Source organism: Streptomyces sp. CA-111067 (assembly GCF_050956065.1).
GTDB lineage: Bacteria > Actinomycetota > Actinomycetes > Streptomycetales > Streptomycetaceae > Actinacidiphila.
The window spans coordinates 4,204,743-4,228,228 of record NZ_CP192103.1; the positions used below are offsets into that span (position 1 = coordinate 4,204,743).

A 23,486-nucleotide genomic window follows, 5' to 3' on the forward strand; every position below is an offset into this window, starting at 1 on the left:
CCGTCTCAGTTCCCGTCTCACTTGCCGCTTGTGGGGCCCCCAGACGGCTCCTGCGGGACGTTTCCACCACCCTCCGCCGCACGGGTCCAGAGCAGTCCCCCGACGCGCTTGGCGACGTCCTGACGGATCGAGTCGGTCACGTGCTGGTAGCGCGCGGCCATCGCGGTGGACGACCAGCCCATGATGGACATCACGGTCCGCTCGGGCACACCGAGGATCAACAGGACGGTGGACGCGGTGTGCCGAGCATCGTGCAGTCGCCCGTCCCGCACTCCGGCGCCGGTGAGCAGCCGCTTCCATTCGTCGTAGTCCGACCGTGGGTTCAGCGGCTCACCGGTCTCGGTGGCGAACACCCAGTCCCCCGCCGTCCAGTCCCCGCCAGCCGCGACCCGTTCGCGGCCCTGCGCATCCCGGTGCAGCTTAAGCAGATCGGCGAGTTCGTCGGGCAAGCCGATGATCCGCTTACCGGCCCGCGACTTGGTCTCGGCGGTGTCCTCGTTCTTGCGAAGCCGCTGCGGGCAGTACCCGGCATGCTTCCGGCCGCACGGCTTCTGACAGCCATGCTTGTACTTCGGCCGAAGCCGGTTGCGACGCACGCGGATCGCGCCGGCGTCGAAATCGACGTCCCGCCACCGCATTCCGAGACATTCGCCCTGCCGGAGTCCGAGGGCCAACGCGATGGCCCAACGGGTGCTGTTCCGGCTCTTCGCGGCTTCCTCCAAGAGCCGCTGTACTTCCTTGACCGAGTAGGGGTCTACCTCCTCTTCGGTGATGCGCGGTGGCTTGGCGAGCGTCGCCACGTTGCGCACGACGTGCCCGCGGCGCATGGCCTCATTGAGAGCAACCCGGATCGTGCGGTGGGCCTGGTGAGCGGTGGCGGGTTTGCTGCCGGCGCGCTGCATCTTCGCGTAGAGCCGTTCCAGGTGCTCCGGCTCCAACTTGTCGAGCCGGTGTTTGCCGATCCCCGGAATCAGGTGGACGTACACGGCTGAGTGATAGGCGGAGTACGAGGATTCCCGGATCACCGGGGGTGCCGTGATGTTCTCCATCCAGTGCGTCAGCCACGCCTTGACGGTCCACGGCTTGCCCGCCTTAGGGACGGCGCCGGTGTCGCGCTGTTTCTCCAGTTCCCGCACGGCCTTGATGACTTGCGCTTCGGTCTTTCGCTCCACGTGTCGCCGGTCCGGCGAACCGTCATCCTTGACGCCGACCGTGACGCGTCCGTGCCATTTGCCGTCGCTGCCCAAATAGATGGTGGACGCGCCATTGGGCCTACGGGTCTTCTTCGGTTCTTTTTCCACAGGTTCACTCCGTGGTTGTGGACGAACGGAAAACCCGGAGTGGTGGCACCCCGGTACGGGATGCCACCACTTCGGGCAGGGTGATCAGGCGGCGCGCTGTTCTGCGCGCAGGCGCTCAACGAACTCGGGAACGGCAGCGGCAGGTACCCGTCGCAGGTGGCCGATGGGCACGGATTCCAGGGCCCCGGTTCGGATGAGCTTGAAGCAGGTGGTTCGCCCGATCCGCAGGCGGCGGGCGGCTTCTTCAACGGTGAGAAGGACGACTTCAGGTCCGGCGGTGGTGGTGTCGCTGACGAACTCGGTGATGACGGCGGTAGTCACTGCGACTCCTTCACGCGAATGCGATGCGCGTCGGGAAGGGTGGCGGCGGCCCCCTTCCTGTCAGGTCCGCTACCTCCGCTACCTCCGCTACCGCCCTGGTCAGGGGCATGTTCGTGGTAGCGGATGGGGTAGCGGGTAGCGGATGTGCCGCTACCGGCGGGGGCGGGCGCCGGTAGCGGCAGCGGGCTTGCGGTAGCGGACGGGTAGCGGATGCGGCATGGTTTGCCGCTACCTCGTTCCCGCAGGTCAGGCGGTGTTTTCCAGGCCCGGTAGCGGAGGTAGCGGATTTTCCGGGGGCGGGGGGCAGTACCGGTTCCAGGCGTCGGCGAGGTCGGCGGCGTAGTAGCCCTTGGCGACGCCGTCGCCGGTCTTGATGTTGCGGGCTTTGACCGGCTCGTTGTCCGTGGTGACGTACTCCGCCAGGCGCCTGGCCAGGGTGCGGGCGTCCAGCGGCTTGCCGCCGATGTCGGCCCACGGTGCGTCGTCCATGCCGTTGAGGGTGGCCAGGATGTGCGCGGTGGGCATGCGGTGCGCCCCGCAGAACACGTTGTCGCGCAGGTCGGTCAGCAGCCGGATGCCGATGCTGGCTTTGTCGTCCTTCTTCGCGGCGGTGACCAGTTCCAGGCAGGCGGCGCGGGCCCGCTCCGGCCAGGCCCCGCCGGCGGCGTCGGCGACGGCGAGCAGCGGTTCCCACACGTCCGCCGGGCGGTCGGTGACGCCTTCGGGCATGGCGGGGATGGTGTCGGCGACCTGTTCGCGGACCGTACCGGCCCAGTGGGCGAGGCGGTCGCGCAGGGCATGGCCCTCGCGTTCGTGGGTGCGCAGCCGCCAGGGTTCGACGCTCTCGTTGGGGGCGCGGCGCCGCATGCGGACGATGACGGCGCGGGTCAGGATCGTGTCGGGCAGCGAGCCGAGTCCGGCCATGGCCACCGCGCAGAACGACGGGAACTCCGTCGGGGTCTGGATGCTGCCCTCACCGACGCACCGCAGGGTGCCGGCGCCGCGGCGGTGCCCGGCGTTGATGAACGCCCGGAGCTGTTCGTCGCCTCCGGCCGCAGGGCCGAAGATGGCGTCCACCTCGTCAAACAGAATCGTGGGGCGGCCCTCGGGTGCGGACACCGCCCGCACCACGGCGTTGGTGGTGGCGTTGGCGGCCATCAGGCGGTGCGGGACCAGCGTCTCCATGACCTCCAGCGCGCGGGACTTGCCCGATCCCGGTTCGGGGGACAGGAACGCGATGCGCGGGGTGGAGTCGAAGCACTCGATCAGGTGCGCGTGCGCGTCCCAGAGTGTGACGGCGACGTAGGCGGCTTCCAGCGGGAAGACGTTGAACCGGCGGTGGAACCGCTCGATCTCGTTGAGCAGGTCGGCGCCGGTCTCGGCCGGGATTTCCCGGGTGGTGGTCATGCTGCCTGCCTCCGTTCGGGTGCGGTGTGCAGCGGGCAGTGGGCGCGGTGGTCGTGGTGGGCGGTGACCAGGGCGATCACGTCGGGACGGGTGCGGGCGGTGACGTGGCGTCCGCAGTCGCAGTGCGAGGTGGCCGAGACGGGGGCTCGCCAGTCCGACGGGCACACGATGTGCAGCCACCCGATCACCCTGGGCTCGGCGGCCGGGCGTGGGTCAGGGAGACCAGCGGAAGGGACGCCCTGCCGGGCGGCGGCCTTCGGCGCGCTACGGCCAGTGGTGGGGTCGGGCGTTTCGGCGGCCCGGGCGCGGTCGGGGGTGGGGGAGTTGCTTTTCAGGCGGGGGGTGCTGGTGGTGGTCATGCCGCATCCCGGGCCCGGGCGGTACGAATGGACCAGTCCAGGGCGCTGCGGATCGTGGCGCGGCACTCGGACGCCGGCAGTCCCGCCGACTCCCCCGCCGCCTGAAAAGCCGCTTCCACGGTGGCGCGGTCAAGGTCGCCCCATGCCACGAACCGGCCCACCGCCCGCACAGCGCGCAGCAGTTCGGTGTTGCGACCACCCTCGTTCGCGGTGGCAACGGCGGCAGTTTCGGCCGTGAAGACGGCCGCCGCGTAGCCTGCGCCCCTGTGTGGCACGGCCGGGGCCGTTAGTGCCCGCGATGACTGACGGGCCGTCAGATCGGCGTACAGCCATTCCGGCAGGGGCGCGACGGGGGCGGTGATCCGTTCGTAGGGACGGCCGTTGACGACGCTGCCGGCGGCCACGACATAGCCGCCGTGTGCGCGGGTGTCGATCAGCGGGCCCAAGCTTGAGGCGGTGTTGGACAGCCGGGCACCGGCCGGGGCGGTGAAGTACAGATGCAGTCCACCGCCCGCGGTCCGGACGGTGTAGGTGGTGGGGACGGCGTGTCCGGCGCGCTCGCAGAGCGCACGAAAGGTCGTCACGCCGGAAGGCGTGTCCGTACTGCCGTTGCCCTTGGTCTTGGGCATGTCGAGGTCGATGACGACCAGGCCGGCCGGTCCGGTGGCCAGCCCGATGTTGTACGGGGCGACGGTCCAGGCGGTGCGGATGCGGTCGGGGTCGGTGGTGGCGCGCTGTTCCCACTTGCGGTGCCCGGCGGTGCAGTCGCCGGTGCGGGGGCAGTCGTCTTCGCCGTGTAGGGCGGGGTACTTGCGCCCGGGACGGAGCGGGATGACGGGCCAGCCGTGTCGAGCGGCGTCCAGGGCGGCGGTGAGCAGGTGGTGGTTCATGCCGCCACCGCCGTTCGCTGGTCGGTGGTGGCCTGGTCGGCTCCCAGCAGCAGGCCGTAGGCGCGGTGGGCCTGTTGGGGTACGACGCCGTTGCCGAGGATTTTGAGTTGCTGGGCGCGGGGGATGTCGGGCACGTCGGTGACCCAGCCGGCGGGCAGGCCCATCATCCATTCCACGAACAGTGGTGACAGGCGGCGGTTGCCGCGGGTGCCGGGTTCGGTGGGGCAGGGTGCGGGGCGGCCGGTGACGGTTTCCCAGCGGTGGATGGCGGGGCGGTAGTCGGTGCCGTCGTGGGCGATCCACCGGGAGTCCAGGCGGACGGCTTGGCCGGGCAGGTAGTACCGGCCGTGGGTGTCACGCTGATTGGGCCCGCCGTGCGGCCCGTCACTGGCCTTGGGGGTGGGCAGGAGGTTGACGACCACCTCGTTCAGCGGCCGGGAGTTGGTGCCGATCAGGTTCGACGCACCGGACTTCCAGTCCCGGGCCGCCGGTGTCGGCAGCAGCGCCGGCGGGGTCAGGGCCCGGTCGTCGAGCCCGACCCGGGGTCGGGGAGCCTGGTGACCAGGGTCCGCAGGTTCATCCCGCCGCGGCGGTTGGGGGAGGTTCCGGGTCCGCCAGTGCCGTCCGAGGTCGTCGGGGTCGGCATCAGCGCGATGGGCGAGGCAGAACCAGCGGTCGCGGACGTGCGGGGCGCCGGTTTCGGGGTCACCAGCTCGTAGGCATGTCCACCGCGCGTCATACCCGTCCTGGGCCAGGTCGCCGGCGACGACGTCCAGCCCCCGCGAGCGGAGCGCCGCCACGTTCTCCAGGAAGACGTAGCGCGGTCGAATGACGCGAACAGCCGCATGGACGTTCTTCCAGATCCGCGACCACTGGCCATGGATACCGTCCCTCTTTCCTGCGTTGGAGATGTTGCGGCACGGGAACCCGGCCACGACCACCTGCGGTGCGAACGTGGCCGCGATGGTCTGCCAGTCGGCGGTGGTGATGTCACCGAGGTTGGGGATGCTCGGGTGGTGGGCGGCGAACACCGTCGCGGCGAACGGGTCGTTGTCGGCGTAGGCCACCGGGACCAGGCCAAGCCCTGCGGACAGAGCGCACTCAAGACCGCCGTAGCCGGCGCACAGCGCCAGCGCGCGGGGCGGTGGGCCCGATGCGGTCCCGGAATGGATGGGATGGGTCATGCTGGTGTCTCCAGTTCCTTGACGGGATTGCTGGTGCCGGGACGGCCGCGACACTTTGGCGAGAGGCGCGGTCGTCCCGGGCGGGGTCAGAAGATCTCGGTGGCGGTGACGCGGCCACCGGTGAGGAGTTCGGCCAGCTCGCGGCGGGTCAGGGTGCGGCACTCGGGCTCGGGCCAGTCGTCGCAGTCCAGTTGGACGGTGACGAGTCCGTCGGGGTCGGTGCCGGGGTCGCCGGTGATCCAGGGGAAGGGCCGGGTGTCGGCGGCGGCGGTGAACACCCGCAGGGCCACGCCGGCAGCGGCGTCGGGCACGGCGTAGACCCTGCCGCCGTCCAGGGAGGCCAGCAGCCGGGCCGCGTGGTGCTCGCACCCGTCCGCGCCGGCGTTGTCGGCGTCCAGCACGGTGACGGCGACCGGGCCGGCGCACGGGGTGGGGTCATCGGAGTGCGCCGCGGGGCAGCGGGAGATGGCCTCCGCAGCCACCGGGACGAACCACCCCTCCATACGCTGCTGCAAAACCTGCGCGGCGACCGGCAGTCGGGGGCGGTCAGGGATCTCGCGGACGACGGCCTGTCGCAGCATGTCCGCCACGTGCGGTTCCAGGGTCAGAACGCCGTCGTAGAAGGTTCCGTCGGGCGTGCGGGTGTAGATGTCCATCTGTGCGCCGCCGCCGTCGGTGGCAGCGATCCGAACGCCGAGCAGCCGTTCCGGGACGGGCCTTTCCTGCGCGGCGGGGATGGTGGTGTCGGTCATGGGGTCTCCTCGTTGCGGTTGTGGCAGGGCCAGCAGGCCCCGAGCGAGGTGGGGATGACGTATCCGGCGTCGCGCCGGCAGTCCGGGCAGGTGCGGCGGGCGCGCATCATCGCGGCGTGGGCCCGCCACCGGCCGGGGGTCATGGGTCGGATGGGTCGGGCGGTGGTCGGGTCGTAGAGGTTGGCGGTGCGCCAGCCGCCGGTGTGGCGGGCTTTGCGGGAGCGCCAGCGCAGTTCGCCGACCACTTCGGCGCGGGCGTGGCTCAGGCCCTTGGCGCGGAGTTGGGTGCGGGTCATGAGGCCGTGCGGGGCCTGGCGGTAGCGGTAGATCGGGAGTGCGGCCACAGGGGTTCCCTCCGCTCGGGTGGTGGCCGTGTTGGTGACTGTGCGTACAGGGAGGGAGGCAGAGGGAACCCTTGAAGACCAGTGCTTTCGGGGTTTCCGCAGGTCGCGGGAGTGCGCCTCCCTGCCTCCCTGTAGGGGAGTTGTCGCAGATCAGCTCAGGGAGGCGGGGTCAGGGAGGGGGTCAGGGAGTTCTCCCTGCCTCCCTGACCCCCTCCCTGAACTCTCAGTCACCATCAGCGAAGGAGTCGGCGTCCGTGTCGCGGTCGGCGAGGGCTTCGCGGACGCGGTCGCGGTCCACGACCATGCGGCCGTCGGACTTGCGGACCGCGTCGAACGGGTCCAGGACGCGGCGCAGGTCCAGGAACGTCCAACTGCCGTACTCGCGCAGGTTGTGCGCGGCCAACCGCTGCAAGACCTCCTGGGTTCGCATCCGCTCCTGCTCGCCGAGCACGGTGTTGATGTCGGCGAGGTGATCGGCCACCTCACCGGCCGGCACTGCGGTGGCCGATGGGGTGACACCCTCGCGCAGCGCCAGAGCGCGCTGCACGACCGGGATCACCTGGTCGGTGCCGGCGTCTTTGCGGACGTAGTAGGTGCGCAGCAGCTCGAAGGTGTTCTTGGTGAAGCCCACGGTCAGGGTGGTGCCGACGTCTTCGGACGCGCTGAGGGTGGTGGCGGTGATGCCGGCGCGGTGCTTGCCGGTGCCCAACAGTCCGTCGTTGGCGACGTGGTCGCCGACGGCGAACGCGGCCCGGTGGGAGGTGTTGCGGGTGACGTCCTTCGGGATGCTGTCCGCGGTCGGCGAGACGGTGACCCAGATCAGGGTGATCCCGAGCTTGCGGGCCTTCTTCATCACCTTGATGGCCAGCTCAGCGGCTTCCTCGCCGTACTTCTTGTGCATGAACAGCTCGTGGCACTCATCGAACACCACGACGCGGGGGCGCATCCGCGGGTCGCGTTGGGCCAGTTCCCGGGTCAGCTTCGGGTCGTCCCCGCCCAACTCGGCCAGCAGCTTGCCCCGCTCGGTGACCTCGTCACGCAGGTCCCGCAACGCCTTCAGGGCCGCTTCGACCTGCTCGTCTTCATCGCCCTTGACCAGCGTGCGCAGGCGCTCGCGCATGGGGTCGTAGTCGATGTTGTAGGCCATGACGTAGACGTCGATGTCCACCAGCGGATCGAGCATCGCCCCCAGCAGCAGACCCACGGTCAGCGACGACTTTCCGGTGCCCATGATCCCGCCGATCATGTAGTTGGCGGCCATGAGCTTGCCGAACACCGGCTCCCCCCGCTGGGACACCCCGACGGGCACGCCCTTGAAGTAGTCCGCGGTCCCCTCGGTCAGCAGCGGCCACGGCGGAACCTGCCCGGACAGCGATCCCTGGTCGGCTACCCACAGATCCATCACGCCCGGCTGGTCGCGCGGTTCCGTCGGCCACACCTCCACCGGAAGGCGCAGCAGGTTGTGGGCCAGGACCTTCTTGGCGGTGTTGACCATCTCCACGGTCACGCCCATCGGGAGCTGCAACCGCGTGTGGTAGCCGTTGCCCAGCCGCACGGTGGGGGAGACCCAGCGCGGTTGCCAGCCGTCCTTGAACGCCTTGTTCATCCGGGCAATGCCCAGGTTGCGCAGCGCGTCCAGGATCGCGCCCTCATCGGGGACCACGTCCCGCTTGTCCTGCTGACCGGCGGGCAGGGCCCACTGGGGGGCGGCCTGCCCGCGCCGGCCGGTGTTCCACAACCCGAGGAAGGTCAGCCACGGCGCGAGGAACAGCGCCGGGCCCCACACCACGGACACGATGAGCACCGCCCAGCGGATCATGTCCACGGTGAACATCACCGGGCCGATGACCATCGCGGGGTCGCGTTCGGCGATGGCCAGGACGGTGCCGAGTGCCAGCAGGCCACCGGTCGCACCCAGGGTGGCAACGGTCGCGGACTTCACCAGCCGCGGCCCGGACGTCAGCAGGTCCATACGGCGCTGGTGGCGCTGCTGCCGGAACAGCGCCGCGCGCTGCTCCCACTCCATCGCCACCTCATGCTGACCGGCCACCTCAGCCGAACGCATCATCCGCTCGTGCCGGGCCACCGTGCGCCCGTCCCAGGTCCGCTTCGCGATGATGCGGGCACCGCCGACCATGTAGGCGGTGTGCCGCACGGCCAGCCGCACACCGGTCCTGGTCCGGTCATGGGTGATGACGTGCGCCGTCACACTTGCGGCACGGCGCAGGCGCACCACGTGACGCACCGCCGCCCGGCCGGCAGCGGACTTGCCCGCGGTGTCGTCGGGGGGAAGAACAACGCCTTCCAGCACGGTGCGCGGGGCGTCGGTGGCGGTGCCGGTGGCCGGCGGGGTGTCATGTTCGGTGAGGTCGGGTATTGGGCCGCGGGTGCGGGCCCGCCGTTCGTCAAGGTGAATGATCTCGGTCATGCTGGGGTCTCCTGCTTCCTGCATGGGGAGTTCAGGGGCCTGGGCCGGCCGGTGTCTTGGCGGATGTGCGGCCGGCCCGGGGCGGAGCTACGTGCGGGCCGCGGCGGCCTCCCTGACGGCGCGCTTGCGGGCGCCGTCCAGGATGCGGTCAACCTTGGCCTGCAAGTCGGCCTGATAGACGTCCTCACCGGCGATGGCGCGTTTGGCCATACGGCCGATGTACCAGGCGACCCTGGCCGCTTCGGCGCTGGTCAGCGGCGGGTCGTTGGGGTGGGTACGGATCATCGGTTCTCCTCAACGGCCGGTCTTGCGGTTGATGCCGGGGCAGCCGTTGCGGGCGTGGTCCTGGCAGGGCGGGCACGGGGCGTTGCCGCGCCCGAACCCGAACCAATTGCCGCGGTGCAGCCGGGCGTGCGCCACGCACTGCGCGCACTCGGGCCTCACTTGCCGGCCCGGCGGATGTCGCGGTAGATGCCGTAGACGACCAGCGCGACCAGCGCGACGGACGCCGACGCGATGGCCAGGGCGACCGCGGCGAACGCCACGGTGATCATGAGCATGGAGCCGCCGACGGCGACCGCGAGCCACTTGCCGGCCGTGCCAGAGGGATGGACCGCGACCGGCGGCGGGGGCGGCGCGGCGGGCTGCTGGGCCTGGATGACCTGCGCGGCCTGGACTGCGGCGAGGATGACGGCGAACTGTTCGCCCTGCCGGGCGGCTTCGACCGCATCCGCGGTCGCTTTGGCGAGGTCGGTCATGGTGACCAGGGCCTTTCGGATGAGGAGTGCGGCCAGGATGAGGACGGCGAGAGGGAACGCGCGCATGCCAACTCGCCCCGGTCAGCCGGTGACGGTGTCGGCGGTGCAGCGCTTCCACGCGGCCCGAAGCCGGACCTCGGAGGCACTGTGCCCGGCGGCCCGGAACCGGGCGGCCAGCTCCCGGTAGGACGGCGGAGGCGTCTGGGAGGCCAGCAGCGCGGCCACGATCTGACCGAGTTCGGCGTCACTGAGCGCCGGGGCATCCAGCGCGGCCGGACCCGGGACCGGTTCGACCGGGCCCCACACCGGCAGCTCCCACCGTGCCGTGACGGCAGTGCCACCGGTCGTCATGCTGGCCAGAGCACGTGAGGTGTCCTCACCGGCGCGGGCCTTCTCCAGCGTGGACCAGGCGTCCGACAGCGTCGCGGCGGTGTGCGCCTGAACCCGGGCGACCCGGGCGCCGGCGGCCGTCACGGCGGTCAGCCGGGTCTCCTCGGTGGTGGAGTCCGCATGGAGCCGGGCCCGTGCCACGGCGGCCTGATCGCGCGCTTCCTGCTGGATACCTGCGATGGCGTCCAGCGCGGCCGGGGTGAGCGCAGTGCGCTCCCACAGCCCGTGCACCAGCCACAACGCCTTCGCGGCCAGCGGCAGCCAGGCCACCGCCAGCCACGCCCCGGCCGAGCCGCCGGCGAGCATCGCGTGGGCGACCAGAACGCCCGTTGCGGCGGTGCCGAAGCACCAGCCGACCGCGGTCACCGGCCGGGAGTGGTCGCCCTGCGCGGCCAGGCGCCGTTCGTAGGCCAGGGTGGCCAGCCAACCGCCGTCCAGCCCGAGCCCGACGACCAGCGCGACCGGCCACGGCATCGCCGTGCCCAGCCACATCACCACAACCGCCAGCGTCAGCACCATCGACACGGCCGTCATCGCAACGGCCGGCGCCACAGTGAGCAGAGTCCGTGTCATGCGCGTGCGCCGGTTCATGCCGCACCGCCATCCAGACCGGCGGGCCGCACGTCCAGGGACGCGATCAACTCGACAACGGTGGTGTCGGCGTCGTCGGGGTCCGGGGACGCCTCGAACCACTCCCACTCCGCCCCGGGCGCGGCCTGGTAGCCGAGATCGGCCAGGGCGTCACGGCGCAGGGCCGGCGTCGGGACCGGCGCACCGGCCGCCCATGCCAGCTCCGGATGCTGCGACAGCGGAACACCGGTCAGCGGCACGAACAGGTGCCACCGGCCGTCAGGGTGCTTCGACATCAGCGCGCGCACGGTGGTGCTCATGCCGCCCACCCCTTCCCGCGGGTCTGGTTCCGCCGGCGGCCGGTCAGGGCCGGGCGGCCGGCGGGGGCCAGGTGCAGAAGCTCCGGCATCGTGCGGCCGATCGTGTCCGCGGCGAGCGCGGTGGTGCGGTCGAACAGGCCGGGGTCGTCGGCGAGGATGTCGCGGCCCGCGGCCTCACGGGCGGCGCGCTCGTCGGGCGTCTCGCCGTCCTCGCCCAACCACAGCGCCAGCGGCGTGCCCAGGGCGAGTTCGAGGAAGTCGTCAGTGGTCAGGGCCGTGTGCGGCCCGATGAAATCACGCATGGGGAAGTCTCCGAACGGAGTGAAGGGGGACCGGGCCGGCCGGTGTCTTTGGCGGATGTGCGGCCGTCCCGGGCCTGGATGGGCGGTGAGAGTGCCCCGGGCGGGATTCGATCCCGCGGCGTCATGCCGGGTCCGGGGCTGGGGGTTGGGTTCCTACCGGTGGCAGCCGCATCCGTCGCAGTAGCCGTTGGCGCCGGGACGGGCGCGGAGGCACCGGCAGTGCAGGGTGTGGGCGTTGTCGCGATCGCGGGGATCGAGGAAGCGCTGAGGCAGATTCGGGTCGGCCTCAGCGTGCTCGACACGGCGGTTGGCCGTGTACCAGGCCGGCGTTCGGTCGGTCTCGTCAACGAGCGCGGCGAGTGCCCTGCCGGCGGTCTTGAGGCGCACGATCGCGACGATCGCGGCGAGGGGGTTCAACGGCACGGCTACCGCCCCCGGGGCTGGTCGGCCAGATGAGCGGCGTCCTCGTACGTGCTGCGGATCTGGTCCTGCTGCCAGACCAGGTCACCACCGGCCGGTGCCGGGTCCTGGTCGGCCAGATGGGCGGCGAGCGCGTCGCCCCGCTGCTGAAGGTTCCACGCGGTGTTCGCGTCGGCGGCCGTCACCGGCCGCTGCCGTTCTCGGAGCGCTTGTTGGCTTCGGCGACCTTGCGCGACATCTCCGCGCGTTCGGCGTCTGTCAGACTGGTGACCACAGGTTCCTCCCAAGGGTTCCTGTACAGCGGCACCTCGGGTTGCGCCCCGGGGTGCCGCGCTCGTTGGGCTGATCGTTCGAGCAACCCGCGGCCCGACATCGGCACCCGGACCGGGTGACGATGCCGCGCCGTGCGCGCTCGACACGCACTCGCGACGCCAGCGGCTATCCCGCCGTATTCGGCATCACGCGATGACGCGGGCGGGGCCTTGCCCGCCGGCCAGGTCACGGCCGGCGGGCGCCCCACGTACATAAGCGGCGACCCATCAGCGGGTCTCCTCTCCAGCAGCGCGGATCTCGGGTGATCCGTTGACCGTGGCCATCCCCTGCCGACCGGAAAGCCGGGGTAGCGCAGCCACGACCCCCAGCCCGCTCCCGAAGGAATCAGCAGGCAGGGCCCCTTTTCTCACCCCGGGCAGGTAGGTGGACCCGGACCGCGTATCCACGCGCGGCACGTGCGGCCCGGGTCACCCCGAGCAGCCTCCCTAGCCCTGCCGGACCGGAGGCGATCTCCCACCCGGCAAGCCGAGCGGAAGACACATAGGCACTCTGTTCAGTTCTCAACCAACCAGCGCTCCCCTCCCGACCCACGACAGGCCGTTCAGACGCGCTTGCACCTCTTGCTCAACTTGTTTGAACAAGTTGATAACGTGATGCTGCACCCACCGAGCGTGAGATGTCAAGCGCTTGTGTGAACAAGTTGAGCGAGTGCGCCATGATGGGGGGATGAGCCAGCAGCCGAAGTACCGCGTCGTTGCCGATGCCCTGCGTCGCGAGATTGTCGAGGGCAAGTACGGGCCGGGCTCGCGCCTGCCCTCCGAGAACGTGTTGAGCGCGGATTTCAAGGCAGCACGCAACACGGTGCGGGCAGGTCTCAACCTGCTGGTCACCGAAGGTCTGATCACGTCAAGCCAAGGGCTTGGCTATGAGGTCAAGTCGCATGAGGTGTTCGAGCTGAACGCCTCACGTTTCGAGAACCTGAACTTCCCGCAGGCAGGCGACGCTTACAGCACGGACGTCACCAACGCGGGCCGGCGCCCCCACCAGACGTTCCGCGTTGAGTTGATGCCCGTACCGGATGCCGTCGCGGAACGCCTCAAGGTGGACTCGGACTCAACAGCCGTTCTGCGCTTCTGTCACCGCTACGTGGACGACGTGCCGTGGTCCACACAGGCGACCTACTACCCGGCGTGGCTAGCAGACCAGGCGCCACGCCTGACCGAGCCGGGCGACATCGAGGAAGGCACAACGCGGTATCTGGCCGATCACGGAATCGCGCAGGTCGGATACTTCGATGAGATCTCCACGCGCATGCCGACTCCGGAAGAATCGCGCCTACTGGAGATCGGCGCCGGCGTCCCGGTCATGCTCTGGACGCGTACCGGCTACTCCGCGACCAGGCCCATACGCTGCACCATCACGACGTTCCGTGGGGACCTCAACCGGATGAACTACGAGATCGGCGACCTGTCGGGGAGAAACGAGAACCTGTGATCATCACGCCTGCCCGACCTGATGACCTGGCCACCCTGTTGGCCTTCCGAGAAGAGGCAGCCGGATGGCTGACCGAACTCGGCAGCGACCAGTGGAGCCGCCCGTATCCGGCCGATCGACTGATGGCGACCATCCAGGCCGGAACCGTCTTTATGGTCCGCGACGGCGACAGGACCGCGGCCACCATCACCCTGACCAGCGTGCCCGAGCAAGGTCTCTGGACTGACGAGGAACTGAGCGAGCCATCCGTGCTCGTCAACAAGCTCACCGTGGCCCGCACCCACGCCGGCCAAAACCTCGGCGGACAGTTGCTCGATTGGGCAGGAGACCGCGCTTACCGGGCAGGCGCGAAATGGCTACGGCTCGACGCGTGGACGACGAACGAGGCATTGCAGCGCTACTACCTCGGCCAAGGGTTCAAGCACGTCCGCACGGTCCGCGAAGGCGACGCCGTCAATGGCGGCCCCCGTGTCTCCGGCTGGCTAGCTCAGCGCGCCGCCCGCCCCACGAAAGCCGAACTCACCGATGCCGTACCGCCTTCGAAGTCTCTGGAATATTGGCGATGAACGGCGCCCATTTTCGCGCTTCAAGCACATCCAGAGAGCCGCTTTGGAGCTCAACTGATTAATCGTAGCTTCCTGTTTTTAGCGGCGCGCCGCCAGCCGGGGCGGGTGCTTACCTTCGACCTCTGCTGCGACGCCAGTTTGGCTGATTATCTGGATCATCTAGGTTCACGTGCTCAAAATCTACAAAGACAGGGAATGGCGTGCGAGAATCTTCGGTAATTATCCGCATTTCATTCACCAGATGCTGGATTCTCGCAGCGTTCAGTCCATCCACGATTCCTTGAGAACCCCAGCGCAGTATAAGTTGCGCTGCTTCATCGAGACCCGCATCCGTGGCCTGCGGAAATGCTAATTCCAGGGCGTTCCTTATAATGTCCAGTGCGTTTCCCGTGCGCATATGTCGCCATCCCGTCATACCTCGTGAGCTACGGTCGCGCCCTACATACTGGGCAGATTCCCCTAAGAATGGGTGTAAGCAGAGTCAGGATTATCGTGTCCTGTGCCACTCCATGGCATTCTTCGCGGTAGAATTTTGCAAATTCACCCGTAGACATTAAGTGGCTGACCATTAGTTCCCAATGGTCTTGAGCTTTTCCCCAATCGTTACTATGGGCATCTCGAACAAAGATTATTACGAAATCCTTCCTTGCTGCATCTGAGAGAAGTTTTCGCAACAAGCTAATACGTGGCGGTAGAGAAATGCGCCGCAGAAAGCCTCTGCGTTTAAATAGATTGACGGATGTAGCATCCTTTGCCCGAGAAATTCTAGTAGCAATTACGTGACCGGCTACTCCACCAATGAGCGCGGGTACGATAAGCCATCCGATGGTGGACGATATCCACGTTGACAGATGTGACGGATTCTCAATCAGGGTGAACGACTCGTAGGTCCCAAGCCAGCCCCCATGCCAGCCTCCCCCTATCGAATGAGCAGCCCAAGCCCAGGTGAGAATTATTACAAATGAAACTGGAATACCAGCATCGATAACCCACTGAGATAACCCAGACAATGATCGACGCGAACGGAATGTTCGCCTAACCCAGGCACGTACGGGCTCTCTTTGCGGAGCCATGGCCATACCGATTGGTGTTACGGGTGGTTGCCCAGGTGGCACAGTTGCTCCTGCGATCAACGGTTCTCAAGCTGGTCTGCCCTCCCCCTTAGCCTAGCGAATCATGATAGGCGAGGAGCCGACTTACCGTGATTCACCCAGTTCCCTCTTCGCGAGGATGAGAGCGGTGTTGCGTGGGTGACTAGACGAGCCACGGACTTCGCAATATGCACGCCAGAGGTCTGCCGCTGTTTTACATTGGAACGTGGAGCGCGGGCAGTCTTCGCAGTCCTTCGAGTGGTCGAGGTAGGCCCGGTAGGCGGTGAGGGCTTTGCCCATGGCTGCGTTGCCGCTGATCACTCCGAGGGGTTTCGGGCCATCGCCCGTGTCCAGCCAGGGCCCCTCTGTACGCTCAGCCATGTCGGCTCCTTGCGGTCGGCCATCCCCCGGACCGGCTGCACGGTTGCGGGGTTCTTCTTGTCCTCCATCTGACCGTACTACCCCCTGCTACCCCCGTGGGTAGCTATGCCTGGACGTGGGCACCTGCCTAGCTTGCGGATCATGACCATCGACCGCGAGGGACCCATTCCGCCCTACCGGCAGATCGCCGACCAGTTGCGCGAGCACATCGCGGACGGATCAATCCCGGTCGGTCGGCGCATCCCGAGCATGGTGGAGATGGAGCAGCAGTACGGCGTGGCCCGCGACACCCTCCGCAAGGCGGTGCAGGTACTCAAGGATGAGGGGCTTGTCGAGACCGTGAACGGCATGGGCGTCTACGTCATCGCGCCGCCCGCCGCACCGGCCGGGGACGCATGAGGCCAGCTCAGGGCCACCGCGCTCCGTCTCAGTTTCCGTCTCAGTCGCTCCGGTTCAACGGGGTTCACCGCCGTTCGGACGCCCCGGCCGAGAGGGGGCACGGGCCCTGTATGAACGGCGGTGAACGGGTCCGGACGGCCCGGCCGGCGCCGGCCGGAGGCGGGTGCGGACCTCGAAAGCGTGTGTGGGGGCAACTCCACCGTGGGTTCAAATCCCACCGCTACCGCTCGTGCAAGACAGTCAAGGCGCCCGCCGGCTCTTCGGAGCCGGCGGGCGCCTTACTTGTTTCAAGTGATCGCCGACTGATCGTCTGATTGCTCCATCTGATGGATAGACTTTGCTGATTGCACACTTGCGACCGCTGGTCCGGTGACGGTCGGTGCGGAGCTGCCGCTGGGGAGGGCGAGGAGCATGGCGCAGGCGAGGAAGATCACCATGTACGTGCTGGTGATCTTCGTGCTCTATACGATCATCAACCAGCCGTCCAGGGCCGCCGACCTGGTGCAGGTAGGGTTCGTGGGCATATCGAACGCCGCAAAGAGCATCGGCCAGTTCATGCACGACCTGGCCAACTGAGCGGTGCGCGCGGGCAGTACGGCCCGGCGGTACGACCGGCGAGAAGGGCGAAGCGCGTCATGATCCGTCATCTGGTCCTGTTCAAGCTCAACGAGGGCGTCACGCGGGACGAGCCGCGGGTGGTGGACGCGGCACGCGGGTTCTTCGAACTGGGCGCGCTGGTGCCCGAGCTGGCCTCCTGGGAGTGCGGCTGGAACTTCTCCGACCGGCCGATCGCGTACGACTTCGGCATCAACGCCTCGGTCGCCGACGCCGACGCGCTGCGCACGTACCTGGAGTCGCCGGCCCACCAGAGCGCCGTCGCCCCGTGGCCCGAGATCGCCACCTGGGTGATCGCCGACTACGAGTTCTGAGCCGGGCCCGATTCGGGTACCGGGCCCGTCGTCCCGCACAGCCCCCGCCCGTCCGGCGGGGGCTTCGTCGTACCCGCGGGTTGTTCGTACGGGCATACGAATAACCCGGCCTGAGGCCGCCCCCGGTTGTACAACACGGCAATATGCGGTGCTTGCACAAAGCACACATGAATTGTGATGCTATGACCGCTTTTGCCGGACAAGTGGACCGATGAGGGGTGAGTATGCCGATGTCGGCCCATACGGCGTCTACAACGTATCCACGGGGCCGGACCCGCACCCCGAGCGCCAACGCCACCGAGGCCCGCGCGCTCACCCAGGTGCTCTTCGAGCAGATCACCAAGCTGGAGCCGGGCACCCCCGAGCACGACCGGGTGCGGGCCGCGCTGATCGAGGTCAACCTGCCGCTGGTGCGCTACGCGGCGGCCCGGTTCCGCAGTCGCAACGAGCCGATGGAGGACGTCGTCCAGGTCGGCACGATCGGGCTGATCAACGCCATCGACCGGTTCGACCCGGAGCGCGGGGTGCAGTTCCCGACCTTCGCCATGCCGACGGTGGTCGGCGAGATCAAACGTTACTTCAGGGACAACGTGCGGACCGTGCACGTCCCCCGCCGGCTGCACGAGCTCTGGGTCCAGGTCAGCGGCGCCATCGAGGACCTGACGGTGCTGCACGGCCGGTCGCCGACCACCGCCGAGATCGCCGAGCGGCTCAAGCTGTCCGAGGACGAGGTGCTGGCCTGCCTGGAGGCGGGCCGGGCCTACCACGCCACCTCGCTGGAGGCCGCCCAGGAGGGCGACGGGGCCCCCGGACTGCTCGACCGGCTCGGCTACGAGGACCCCGCGCTGTCCGGTGTCGAGCACCGCGACCTCGTCCGGCACCTTCTGGTGCAACTTCCCGAGCGGGAACGGCGGATTCTGCTGCTCCGCTACTTCGGCAACCTGACGCAGTCCCAGATCAGCGCTGAGCTGGGGGTTTCGCAGATGCACGTGTCACGGCTGCTGTCCCGCAGCTTCGCCCGGCTGAGGTCCGCAAACCAGATCGAAGCGTAGCTGAACAGGATTAAGTCACCTGCAAAGATTTATCGACTTGGCGCTACAGCGTGTTGCCGACATGTGACATTCTGCGGATACCGCGTTTGTCGCGAGCGCGCCTCCGGTATTCCAGTGGAGGAACACACAACGTCGCTCGCGACACCCGTCCGCGACCTCAAGGGGGTGGCATGTCCGTACAGGTGGGCAGTCCCAAGGTGCTCGGTACCGACGCACCGCACGATGCTCCGCAAGCTCCTCAGCACAGCGAGGCCATCGACACCCGTACGCTGTCCCGTTCACTGTTCCTGCGCCTTGCGGAACTGCCGGTTGACAGCCCGGAACGCACCTACGTACGCGACACGCTCATCGAGTTGAACCTGCCACTCGTGCGGTATGCCGCGGCCCGCTTCCGCAGTCGCAACGAGCCGATGGAGGACATCGTCCAGGTCGGCACGATCGGCCTGATCAAGGCGATCGACCGGTTCGACTGCGAACGCGGCGTGGAGTTCCCGACGTTCGCGATGCCGACCATCGTCGGCGAGGTGAAGCGGTTCTTCCGGGACACCTCGTGGTCGGTGCGGGTGCCGCGCCGGCTCCAGGAGCTGCGGCTGGCGCTGACCAAGGCGAGCGACGAGCTGTCGCAGCGGCTCGACCGCTCCCCGACGGTGGCCGAACTGGCCGTCTGCCTCGGTGTGTCCGAGGAGGACGTGGTCGACGGCCTCGCGGTCGGCAACGCGTACACCGCGAGCTCGCTCGACTCCCCGCCGCCCGAGGACGACGGCGGCGAGGGCACCCTCGCGGACCGCCTCGGCTACGAGGACACCGCCCTGGAGGGGGTGGAGTACCGCGAGTCGCTGAAGCCGCTGCTGGCGCAACTGCCGCCGCGCGAGCGGCAGATCATCATGCTGCGGTTCTTCGCGAACATGACGCAGTCGCAGATCGGCGAGGAGGTCGGCATCTCCCAGATGCACGTCTCCCGGCTGCTGACCCGCACACTGGCCCAGCTGCGCGACGGACTGACCGCCGAGGCGTGACGAGCTGACCCCGCGGAGCCGTCTTCCGCGGGGTGGTCGTAGGTAGTAGGACCAACGGTTCGACGGCGGGCAGGACGGCCCCCGTCAGACCCGTCGCGTCACTACTTCATCGCGAGCGCGACCACACCGATGATCACGACCAGGGCGACGATCACACCGATAACCAGCCCGGCCTTGCTGCGGCCCTGCGCGCGCTGCACCTCCGCGACCGGCGGCTGCTCCTCGACGAAGGCACGGAACATCTGGGTGTTGCCGGCCGGGTCGTAGTTGTTCTCAGGGTTGTTCGACATGCCGCCAGACCCTAGCCTGTCGGCCCGCCGATGGAATAGTCCGCACCCCCGCGCCGTTGTGTTTGCACATGGCACGTATCGGCAGGTCTGAACTCGACGTCTTCCCACTCTCCCTCGGCGGCAACGTCTTCGGCTGGACCGCCGACGAGCCGCAGTCCTTCGCCGTCCTGGACGCGTACACCGCGGCCGGCGGCGACTTCGTGGACACCGCTGACGCCTACTCGTCCTGGGCGCCGGGCAACTCCGGCGGGGAGTCCGAGACGGTCATCGGCCGCTGGCTGGCCGCCCGCGGCAACCGCGCGGAGGTCGTCGTGGCCTCCAAGGTCAGCGCGCACCCCGACTTCAAGGGGCTGAGGGCCGACAACATCAAGGCGGCCGCCGAGGCGTCGCTGCGCCGGCTCGGCACGGACTACATCGACCTCTACTACTCGCACTTCGACGACCCCGACGTCCCCGTCGAGGAGATCGTCACCGCGCTCGACGCCCTGGTCAAGGAGGGCAAGGTACGCGCCCTGGGTGCGTCCAACATCACACCGGAGCGGCTGGCGGAGTCCCTCGACTTCGCCGAGCGCGAGGGCCTGACCAGGTACGAGATACTCCAGCCGCACTACAACCTGGTCGAACGGGACAGGTACGAGGGCCCGCTCGCCGATCTGGTGGCGGCCCGCGGGCTGTCGGCGGCGCCCTACGCGGGGCTCGCGGCCGGCTTCCTGACCGGCAAGTACCGGCGCGGCGGCACGGCCGTCTACAGCGCCCGCGCACAGAAGGGCGAGGCGTACCTCGCCTCCGAGCGCGGCCCGAAGGTGCTCGCCGCGCTGGACGAGGTGGCCGCAGCCCACGGCGCCGAGCTCGCCACGGTGGCGCTGGCGTGGCTCGCCGCGCAGCCGACGGTGGCGGCGCCGATCGCCAGCGCGCGCACGGTGGAGCAGGTGCCGGGCCTTGTCGCGGTGGCCGGCCTGAAGCTGACCGACGAGGAGGTGGCCGCGCTGACCGCGGCCTCCGCCTGAGCCGGACCCCTGGATCACCGCCCGTCCCCGCCGAGCGCCGGCGGGGGCGGGCTTTTCGCTGCCCGGATCCGGCTGTGGGGGTGCTGTGCGCTGCCTGTGCGGTGTGATGCGCGGCACAAAAGCTTGCCCGGGGCAACTAATTAGCTTACGGTTGCATAAGCCAACCACTCTGAGGAGGAACCGACCGCTGATGGCCTCACCCACCGCGCCCGCAGGGCCCGACGCCCCCATGTCGCACCGGCAGATCATGGAGGCGCTGTCCGGGCTGCTGCTCGGGCTGTTCGTGGCGATCCTGTCGTCCACGATCGTCTCCAACGCGCTGCCCAAGATCCTCGGAGACATCGGCGGCGGCCAGAGCGCGTACACCTGGGTGGTCACCGCCTCGCTGCTCGCGGTCACCGCGACGACCCCGATCTGGGGCAAGCTCTCCGACCTGTTCAGCAAGAAGCTGCTGATCCAGCTGGCGCTGGTGATCTACGTGGTCGGCTCGATCGTGGCCGGCTTCTCCACCAGCCCCGGCATGCTGATCGGCTGCCGGCTGCTGCAGGGCGTCGGCGCGGGCGGGCTGTCCGCGCTCACCCAGGTGATCATGGCCGCGATGATCGCGCCGCGGGAACGGGGCAGGTACAGCGGCTACCTCGGCGCCACGTTCGCGGTCGCCACGGTCGGCGGCCCGCTGGTCGGCGGGGTCATCGTGGACTCCGCGCTCGGCTGGCGCTGGTGCTTCTACGTCGGGGTGCCGTTCGCCGTCGTCGCGCTGGTGGTGCTGCAGAAGACGCTGCACCTGCCGGTGGTCAAGCGGGAGGTGAAGATCGACTGGACGGGGGCGTTCCTGATCACCGCGGCCGTGTCGCTGCTGATGGTCTGGATCTCGCTGGCCGGCCAGAACTACCCGTGGCTGTCCGTGCAGAGCTACCTGATGGTGTCGGCCGCGATCCTGCTCGCGCTGGGCTTCGTCTTCGTCGAGTCGCGGGCGAAGCAGCCGATCGTGCCGCTGCGGCTGTTCCGCAACAAGACGATCGCGCTCACGTCGGTGGCCAGCCTGTTCGTGGGCGTGGCGATGTTCGCCGGCACGGTCTTCCTGAGCCAGTACTTCCAGCTCGCCCGCGGCAGGACCCCGACGATGTCCGGGGTGATGACGATCCCGCTGATCGCCGGGCTGTTCCTGGCCTCGACCGCGAGCGGCCAGATCATCACCCGGACCGGCCGGTGGAAGGCGTTCCTGGTCTCCGGCGGCCTGCTGCTCACCGCGGGCGCGGCCACGCTCGGCCTGATCCGGTACGACACGCCGTACTGGCAGGTCGCGATCTACATGGCGCTGCTCGGACTCGGCGTCGGCATGATGATGCAGAACCTGGTGCTCGCCGTGCAGAACCAGGTGAGCGTGGCGGATCTCGGCGCGGCCAGCTCGCTGGTGACGTTCTTCCGGTCGCTCGGCGGCGCGGTCGGGGTGACCGCGCTCGGGGCGGTGCTCGGCAACCGGGTCACCCACTTCGTCTCCGACGGGCTCGCGGCCCTGCACGTCAAGGCCGCGCCCGGCGCGGAGGGCGGCATCCCGGATGTGGCGGCGCTGCCGTCGCCGGTGCGGGGGGTGGTGGAGAGCGCGTACGGGCACGGGATCGCCGACGTCTTCCTGTACGCGGCGCCGCTCGCCCTGGTGTCCTTCCTGCTGATCGTCTTCGTGAAGGAGGTCCCGCTGAGGACGCGCAGCGGCCTCCAGCAGGCTTCCTCGCCTCGGGCGCCGGAGCCCGTGGGTTCCGCCCGCGAGCGGTAGATCTCCGTACGGGCCGGGCCATCCCCACAGCGGAGGGGGCGGGCCCCGGCCCGCACGGAAGGGGCCCGGCGGGCCCGCGGAACTGGCCCGGGACGTCCACTCCGCGGCCTCCCGCCGGGCCCCGCCTTCAAAACCGACCGCAACGGGCCCAGGCCCGCCCCCAGCTGCCCCGCCGCCGTGGCTCGTCGCGCAGTTCCCCGCGCCCCTTGGGTGAACCGGGCGCGGTAAGCGCGCCTTTCGGGGTGAACCGGGGCGCAATTGAGCCCGGTCGGGATGCGCCCCGTAAGGGGCGCGGGGAACTGCGCGAGCGGCCACGACGGCGGGGCAGCCGAAAGGGGAGCCTCAGGGGGCAACCCCTCGGGGTTGGGGCGGGAGCGGGTGCCCCGTGCACCGGGGAGTCGAGGGGAGGCCGGGCGCGGCCGGGATACCGCGACGGGGAGACGTAAAGTGCAACGTATGGCCCCCAACATCGCCACCAACACCACCGCCACCCTCCCCGAACTCCTCGACTTCGTCCGCCCCCGCCACCACGCCATCCTCCTGACCACCCGCGCCGACGGCCGCCCGCAGGGCTCCCCCCTCACGTGCGGCGTGGACGACGCCGGCCGGATCGTGGTGTCGACCTACCCCGAGCGCGCCAAGACCCGCAACGCCAAGCGCGACCCGCGCGCGAGCGTCATCGTGCTGTCCGACGACTTCGGCGGCCCCTGGGTGCAGATCGACGGCACCGCCGAGGTCATCGACGCGCCCGAGTCCGTCGAGCCGCTCGTGGAGTACTTCCGGAACATCAGCGGCGAGCACCCCGACTGGGACGAGTACCGCGCCGCGATGATCCGCCAGGGCAAGTCGCTGATCCGCGTCACCCCGGAGCGCTGGGGCCCGATCGCCACGGGCGGCTTCCCGGCGCGGCTGGCTTGACCTCCCCGAGCGGCCCCGGCGCCGATCCCGCGTCCGCCCCTGACCTCGGCGAGATCACCGTCTCCCGCTGGTCCGGGGACGATGCCGACGGCCCGGGCCCGGCCGGCCTGCTGGCCGCCTACCACCTGCGGACCGAGGCGGAGAAGGGCGCGCCCGTCGACGACGTGGCCGGGCTCCCGGACCGCTACCGGGCCGAAGTCCTCGACCCGGCCGCCGTGTTCGCCCAGGACGTGGTGCTGGTCGCGTCGAGCGCCGGCACGGCGGTGGGCTGCCTGATACTGACCGCCCCGGCCGAACGCCGGTCGGAGATCAAGCGGTTGTGGGCCGACCCGGAGTTCCGCGGCCGGGGCATCGCGTCCGGCCTGGTCGAGACCGCGCTGCGGTATGCGGCAGGCCACGGCGCCGACACCGTCGCGCTGTCGGTGTGGAAGTGGCGCACCGGCGCGATCGGCCTGTACGGCCGGCTCGGCTTCGTCGCCGTCGAGTCGTGGGACGAGCGCGGCCAACTGCTGTGCATGGAACGCTCGTTGTGAACCGCCCCGGCACACGC

At 69.4% G+C, this 23,486-nt stretch carries 28 protein-coding genes, 1 tRNA gene and 1 pseudogene; 12 read left to right on the forward strand and 18 right to left on the reverse strand.

The genetic code is table 11. The features are described from left to right. Positions 1–17: 17 nt before the first annotated feature. The 16 genes from ACQPW6_RS18220 to ACQPW6_RS18295 all read right to left on the reverse strand — a co-directional run bounded on the left by ACQPW6_RS18220 (position 18) and on the right by ACQPW6_RS18295 (position 11,931). The gene (locus ACQPW6_RS18220) at positions 18–1,301 is read right to left on the reverse strand and encodes a tyrosine-type recombinase/integrase (protein WP_433890695.1); all 1,284 of its coding nucleotides are present in this window, start codon (positions 1,299–1,301) and stop codon (positions 18–20) included. Between the two features lie 84 nt (positions 1,302–1,385). After that, positions 1,386–1,622, reverse strand: coding sequence for a helix-turn-helix domain-containing protein (locus ACQPW6_RS18225; RefSeq protein WP_433890696.1), 237 nt, complete (start codon positions 1,620–1,622; stop codon positions 1,386–1,388). A gap of 246 nt (positions 1,623–1,868) precedes the next feature. Next, positions 1,869–3,029: a DUF3631 domain-containing protein gene (locus ACQPW6_RS18230; RefSeq protein WP_433890697.1), complete on the reverse strand. Its 1,161-nt coding sequence runs from the start codon at positions 3,027–3,029 to the stop codon at positions 1,869–1,871. Beyond that, positions 3,026–3,388 (reverse strand): hypothetical protein, encoded by a 363-nt coding sequence (locus ACQPW6_RS18235; protein ID WP_433890698.1) that lies wholly within the window; start codon positions 3,386–3,388, stop codon positions 3,026–3,028. The genes ACQPW6_RS18230 and ACQPW6_RS18235 overlap by 4 nt, the downstream gene beginning before the upstream one ends. Further along, positions 3,385–4,278 (reverse strand): bifunctional DNA primase/polymerase, encoded by an 894-nt coding sequence (locus ACQPW6_RS18240; protein ID WP_433890699.1) that lies wholly within the window; start codon positions 4,276–4,278, stop codon positions 3,385–3,387. The genes ACQPW6_RS18235 and ACQPW6_RS18240 overlap by 4 nt, the downstream gene beginning before the upstream one ends. Next, a complete protein-coding gene (locus ACQPW6_RS18245) occupies positions 4,275–5,462 on the reverse strand; it encodes a DNA cytosine methyltransferase (RefSeq protein WP_433890700.1) in 1,188 nt (395 codons plus the stop codon). The genes ACQPW6_RS18240 and ACQPW6_RS18245 overlap by 4 nt, the downstream gene beginning before the upstream one ends. An 86-nt stretch (positions 5,463–5,548) precedes the next feature. Further along, positions 5,549–6,214: a hypothetical protein gene (locus tag ACQPW6_RS18250; protein ID WP_433890701.1), complete on the reverse strand. Its 666-nt coding sequence runs from the start codon at positions 6,212–6,214 to the stop codon at positions 5,549–5,551. Continuing rightward, positions 6,211–6,558, reverse strand: coding sequence for an RRQRL motif-containing zinc-binding protein (locus tag ACQPW6_RS18255; RefSeq protein ID WP_433890702.1), 348 nt, complete (start codon positions 6,556–6,558; stop codon positions 6,211–6,213). The genes ACQPW6_RS18250 and ACQPW6_RS18255 overlap by 4 nt, the downstream gene beginning before the upstream one ends. 223 nt (positions 6,559–6,781) lie before the next feature. Next, positions 6,782–8,986: a cell division protein FtsK gene (locus ACQPW6_RS18260; RefSeq protein ID WP_433890703.1), complete on the reverse strand. Its 2,205-nt coding sequence runs from the start codon at positions 8,984–8,986 to the stop codon at positions 6,782–6,784. An 87-nt stretch (positions 8,987–9,073) separates the two neighbouring features. Further along, on the reverse strand, positions 9,074–9,271 hold the full coding sequence (locus ACQPW6_RS18265; RefSeq protein WP_433890704.1) for a DUF6257 family protein: 198 nt from the start codon (positions 9,269–9,271) through the stop codon (positions 9,074–9,076). Positions 9,272–9,426: 155 nt separating this feature from the next. Beyond that, entirely contained in the window at positions 9,427–9,810 is a 384-nt protein-coding gene (locus ACQPW6_RS18270) for a hypothetical protein (RefSeq protein ID WP_433890705.1), read from the reverse strand. A gap of 15 nt (positions 9,811–9,825) precedes the next feature. Next, positions 9,826–10,707, reverse strand: a complete 882-nt coding sequence (locus tag ACQPW6_RS18275; RefSeq protein ID WP_433890706.1) for a protein spdB — start codon at positions 10,705–10,707, stop codon at positions 9,826–9,828. Positions 10,708–10,721: 14 nt separating this feature from the next. After that, positions 10,722–11,024 (reverse strand): DUF6303 family protein, encoded by a 303-nt coding sequence (locus ACQPW6_RS18280; protein ID WP_433890707.1) that lies wholly within the window; start codon positions 11,022–11,024, stop codon positions 10,722–10,724. After that, positions 11,021–11,326 (reverse strand): hypothetical protein, encoded by a 306-nt coding sequence (locus ACQPW6_RS18285; protein ID WP_433890708.1) that lies wholly within the window; start codon positions 11,324–11,326, stop codon positions 11,021–11,023. The genes ACQPW6_RS18280 and ACQPW6_RS18285 overlap by 4 nt, the downstream gene beginning before the upstream one ends. Before the next feature lie 153 nt (positions 11,327–11,479). Then, positions 11,480–11,749 (reverse strand): hypothetical protein, encoded by a 270-nt coding sequence (locus ACQPW6_RS18290; protein ID WP_433890709.1) that lies wholly within the window; start codon positions 11,747–11,749, stop codon positions 11,480–11,482. Positions 11,750–11,751: 2 nt separating this feature from the next. Continuing rightward, positions 11,752–11,931 carry a hypothetical protein gene (locus ACQPW6_RS18295; protein WP_433890710.1) on the reverse strand — a complete coding sequence of 60 codons (180 nt, stop codon included), beginning with the start codon at positions 11,929–11,931 and terminating at the stop codon, positions 11,752–11,754. An 814-nt stretch (positions 11,932–12,745) separates the two neighbouring features. On the opposite strand from ACQPW6_RS18295, the gene ACQPW6_RS18300 reads away from it, so the two are divergent. Both ACQPW6_RS18300 and ACQPW6_RS18305 read left to right on the forward strand, forming a co-directional pair. Next, positions 12,746–13,513, forward strand: a complete 768-nt coding sequence (locus tag ACQPW6_RS18300) for a GntR family transcriptional regulator (RefSeq protein ID WP_433890711.1) — start codon at positions 12,746–12,748, stop codon at positions 13,511–13,513. Further along, positions 13,510–14,079 (forward strand): GNAT family N-acetyltransferase, encoded by a 570-nt coding sequence (locus ACQPW6_RS18305; RefSeq protein ID WP_433890712.1) that lies wholly within the window; start codon positions 13,510–13,512, stop codon positions 14,077–14,079. Before ACQPW6_RS18300 ends, ACQPW6_RS18305 begins: the two co-directional genes overlap by 4 nt. A 425-nt stretch (positions 14,080–14,504) precedes the next feature. Here the strand turns inward: ACQPW6_RS18305 and ACQPW6_RS18310 are convergent, their stop codons facing one another. After that, entirely contained in the window at positions 14,505–15,158 is a 654-nt protein-coding gene (locus tag ACQPW6_RS18310; RefSeq protein WP_433890713.1) for a DUF6313 family protein, read from the reverse strand. 534 nt (positions 15,159–15,692) lie between these two features. Here ACQPW6_RS18310 and ACQPW6_RS18315 point away from each other — a divergent pair. From ACQPW6_RS18315 to ACQPW6_RS18340, 6 genes are all read left to right on the forward strand, one after another. Continuing rightward, entirely contained in the window at positions 15,693–15,950 is a 258-nt protein-coding gene (locus ACQPW6_RS18315; protein WP_433890714.1) for a GntR family transcriptional regulator, read from the forward strand. Between the two features lie 142 nt (positions 15,951–16,092). Continuing rightward, a tRNA-Ser gene (locus ACQPW6_RS18320) sits at positions 16,093–16,173 on the forward strand. Between the two features lie 188 nt (positions 16,174–16,361). Further along, positions 16,362–16,526 carry a hypothetical protein gene (locus ACQPW6_RS18325; protein WP_433890715.1) on the forward strand — a complete coding sequence of 55 codons (165 nt, stop codon included), beginning with the start codon at positions 16,362–16,364 and terminating at the stop codon, positions 16,524–16,526. 59 nt (positions 16,527–16,585) lie between these two features. Next, a complete protein-coding gene (locus ACQPW6_RS18330; RefSeq protein ID WP_433890716.1) occupies positions 16,586–16,879 on the forward strand; it encodes a Dabb family protein in 294 nt (97 codons plus the stop codon). A 224-nt stretch (positions 16,880–17,103) separates the two neighbouring features. Beyond that, positions 17,104–17,931 carry an RNA polymerase sigma factor SigF gene (locus ACQPW6_RS18335; RefSeq protein WP_433890717.1) on the forward strand — a complete coding sequence of 276 codons (828 nt, stop codon included), beginning with the start codon at positions 17,104–17,106 and terminating at the stop codon, positions 17,929–17,931. A gap of 170 nt (positions 17,932–18,101) precedes the next feature. Next, positions 18,102–18,947: an RNA polymerase sigma factor SigF gene (locus ACQPW6_RS18340; RefSeq protein WP_433890718.1), complete on the forward strand. Its 846-nt coding sequence runs from the start codon at positions 18,102–18,104 to the stop codon at positions 18,945–18,947. Between the two features lie 101 nt (positions 18,948–19,048). On the opposite strand, the gene ACQPW6_RS18345 is transcribed toward ACQPW6_RS18340, so the two are convergent. After that, the gene (locus ACQPW6_RS18345) at positions 19,049–19,237 is read right to left on the reverse strand and encodes a hypothetical protein (protein WP_433890719.1); all 189 of its coding nucleotides are present in this window, start codon (positions 19,235–19,237) and stop codon (positions 19,049–19,051) included. 68 nt (positions 19,238–19,305) lie between these two features. Between ACQPW6_RS18345 and ACQPW6_RS18350 the strand changes: the two genes are divergently transcribed. The 4 genes and pseudogenes from ACQPW6_RS18350 to ACQPW6_RS18365 all read left to right on the forward strand — a co-directional run bounded on the left by ACQPW6_RS18350 (position 19,306) and on the right by ACQPW6_RS18365 (position 23,469). Next, entirely contained in the window at positions 19,306–20,244 is a 939-nt protein-coding gene (locus ACQPW6_RS18350; RefSeq protein ID WP_433890720.1) for an aldo/keto reductase, read from the forward strand. A gap of 190 nt (positions 20,245–20,434) precedes the next feature. Beyond that, positions 20,435–21,994: pseudogene (locus tag ACQPW6_RS18355) on the forward strand (MDR family MFS transporter); the annotation flags it as partial. A 480-nt stretch (positions 21,995–22,474) separates the two neighbouring features. Then, the gene (locus ACQPW6_RS18360) at positions 22,475–22,936 is read left to right on the forward strand and encodes a PPOX class F420-dependent oxidoreductase (protein WP_433890721.1); all 462 of its coding nucleotides are present in this window, start codon (positions 22,475–22,477) and stop codon (positions 22,934–22,936) included. Further along, the gene (locus tag ACQPW6_RS18365; protein ID WP_433890722.1) at positions 22,933–23,469 is read left to right on the forward strand and encodes a GNAT family N-acetyltransferase; all 537 of its coding nucleotides are present in this window, start codon (positions 22,933–22,935) and stop codon (positions 23,467–23,469) included. Before ACQPW6_RS18360 ends, ACQPW6_RS18365 begins: the two co-directional genes overlap by 4 nt. The last annotated feature ends 17 nt before the right edge of the window (positions 23,470–23,486 follow it).

Bases quoted from the DNA above. Each gene is read 5' to 3' on its own strand.
- ACQPW6_RS18230 (WP_433890697.1), bottom strand. From the start codon at position 3,029: ATGACCACCACCCGGGAAATCCCGGCCGAGACCGGCGCCGACCTGCTC.
- ACQPW6_RS18235 (WP_433890698.1), bottom strand. From the start codon at position 3,388: ATGACCACCACCAGCACCCCCCGCCTGAAAAGCAACTCCCCCACCCCC.
- ACQPW6_RS18240 (WP_433890699.1), bottom strand. From the start codon at position 4,278: ATGAACCACCACCTGCTCACCGCCGCCCTGGACGCCGCTCGACACGGC.
- ACQPW6_RS18245 (WP_433890700.1), bottom strand. From the start codon at position 5,462: ATGACCCATCCCATCCATTCCGGGACCGCATCGGGCCCACCGCCCCGC.
- ACQPW6_RS18250 (WP_433890701.1), bottom strand. From the start codon at position 6,214: ATGACCGACACCACCATCCCCGCCGCGCAGGAAAGGCCCGTCCCGGAA.
- ACQPW6_RS18260 (WP_433890703.1), bottom strand. From the start codon at position 8,986: ATGACCGAGATCATTCACCTTGACGAACGGCGGGCCCGCACCCGCGGC.
- ACQPW6_RS18265 (WP_433890704.1), bottom strand. From the start codon at position 9,271: ATGATCCGTACCCACCCCAACGACCCGCCGCTGACCAGCGCCGAAGCG.
- ACQPW6_RS18270 (WP_433890705.1), bottom strand. From the start codon at position 9,810: ATGCGCGCGTTCCCTCTCGCCGTCCTCATCCTGGCCGCACTCCTCATC.
- ACQPW6_RS18275 (WP_433890706.1), bottom strand. From the start codon at position 10,707: ATGACACGGACTCTGCTCACTGTGGCGCCGGCCGTTGCGATGACGGCC.
- ACQPW6_RS18280 (WP_433890707.1), bottom strand. From the start codon at position 11,024: ATGAGCACCACCGTGCGCGCGCTGATGTCGAAGCACCCTGACGGCCGG.
- ACQPW6_RS18285 (WP_433890708.1), bottom strand. From the start codon at position 11,326: ATGCGTGATTTCATCGGGCCGCACACGGCCCTGACCACTGACGACTTC.
- ACQPW6_RS18300 (WP_433890711.1), top strand. From the start codon at position 12,746: ATGAGCCAGCAGCCGAAGTACCGCGTCGTTGCCGATGCCCTGCGTCGC.
- ACQPW6_RS18310 (WP_433890713.1), bottom strand. From the start codon at position 15,158: ATGGCCATGGCTCCGCAAAGAGAGCCCGTACGTGCCTGGGTTAGGCGA.
- ACQPW6_RS18315 (WP_433890714.1), top strand. From the start codon at position 15,693: ATGACCATCGACCGCGAGGGACCCATTCCGCCCTACCGGCAGATCGCC.
- ACQPW6_RS18325 (WP_433890715.1), top strand. From the start codon at position 16,362: ATGGCGCAGGCGAGGAAGATCACCATGTACGTGCTGGTGATCTTCGTG.
- ACQPW6_RS18330 (WP_433890716.1), top strand. From the start codon at position 16,586: ATGATCCGTCATCTGGTCCTGTTCAAGCTCAACGAGGGCGTCACGCGG.
- ACQPW6_RS18335 (WP_433890717.1), top strand. From the start codon at position 17,104: ATGCCGATGTCGGCCCATACGGCGTCTACAACGTATCCACGGGGCCGG.
- ACQPW6_RS18340 (WP_433890718.1), top strand. From the start codon at position 18,102: ATGTCCGTACAGGTGGGCAGTCCCAAGGTGCTCGGTACCGACGCACCG.
- ACQPW6_RS18345 (WP_433890719.1), bottom strand. From the start codon at position 19,237: ATGTCGAACAACCCTGAGAACAACTACGACCCGGCCGGCAACACCCAG.
- ACQPW6_RS18350 (WP_433890720.1), top strand. From the start codon at position 19,306: ATGGCACGTATCGGCAGGTCTGAACTCGACGTCTTCCCACTCTCCCTC.
- ACQPW6_RS18360 (WP_433890721.1), top strand. From the start codon at position 22,475: ATGGCCCCCAACATCGCCACCAACACCACCGCCACCCTCCCCGAACTC.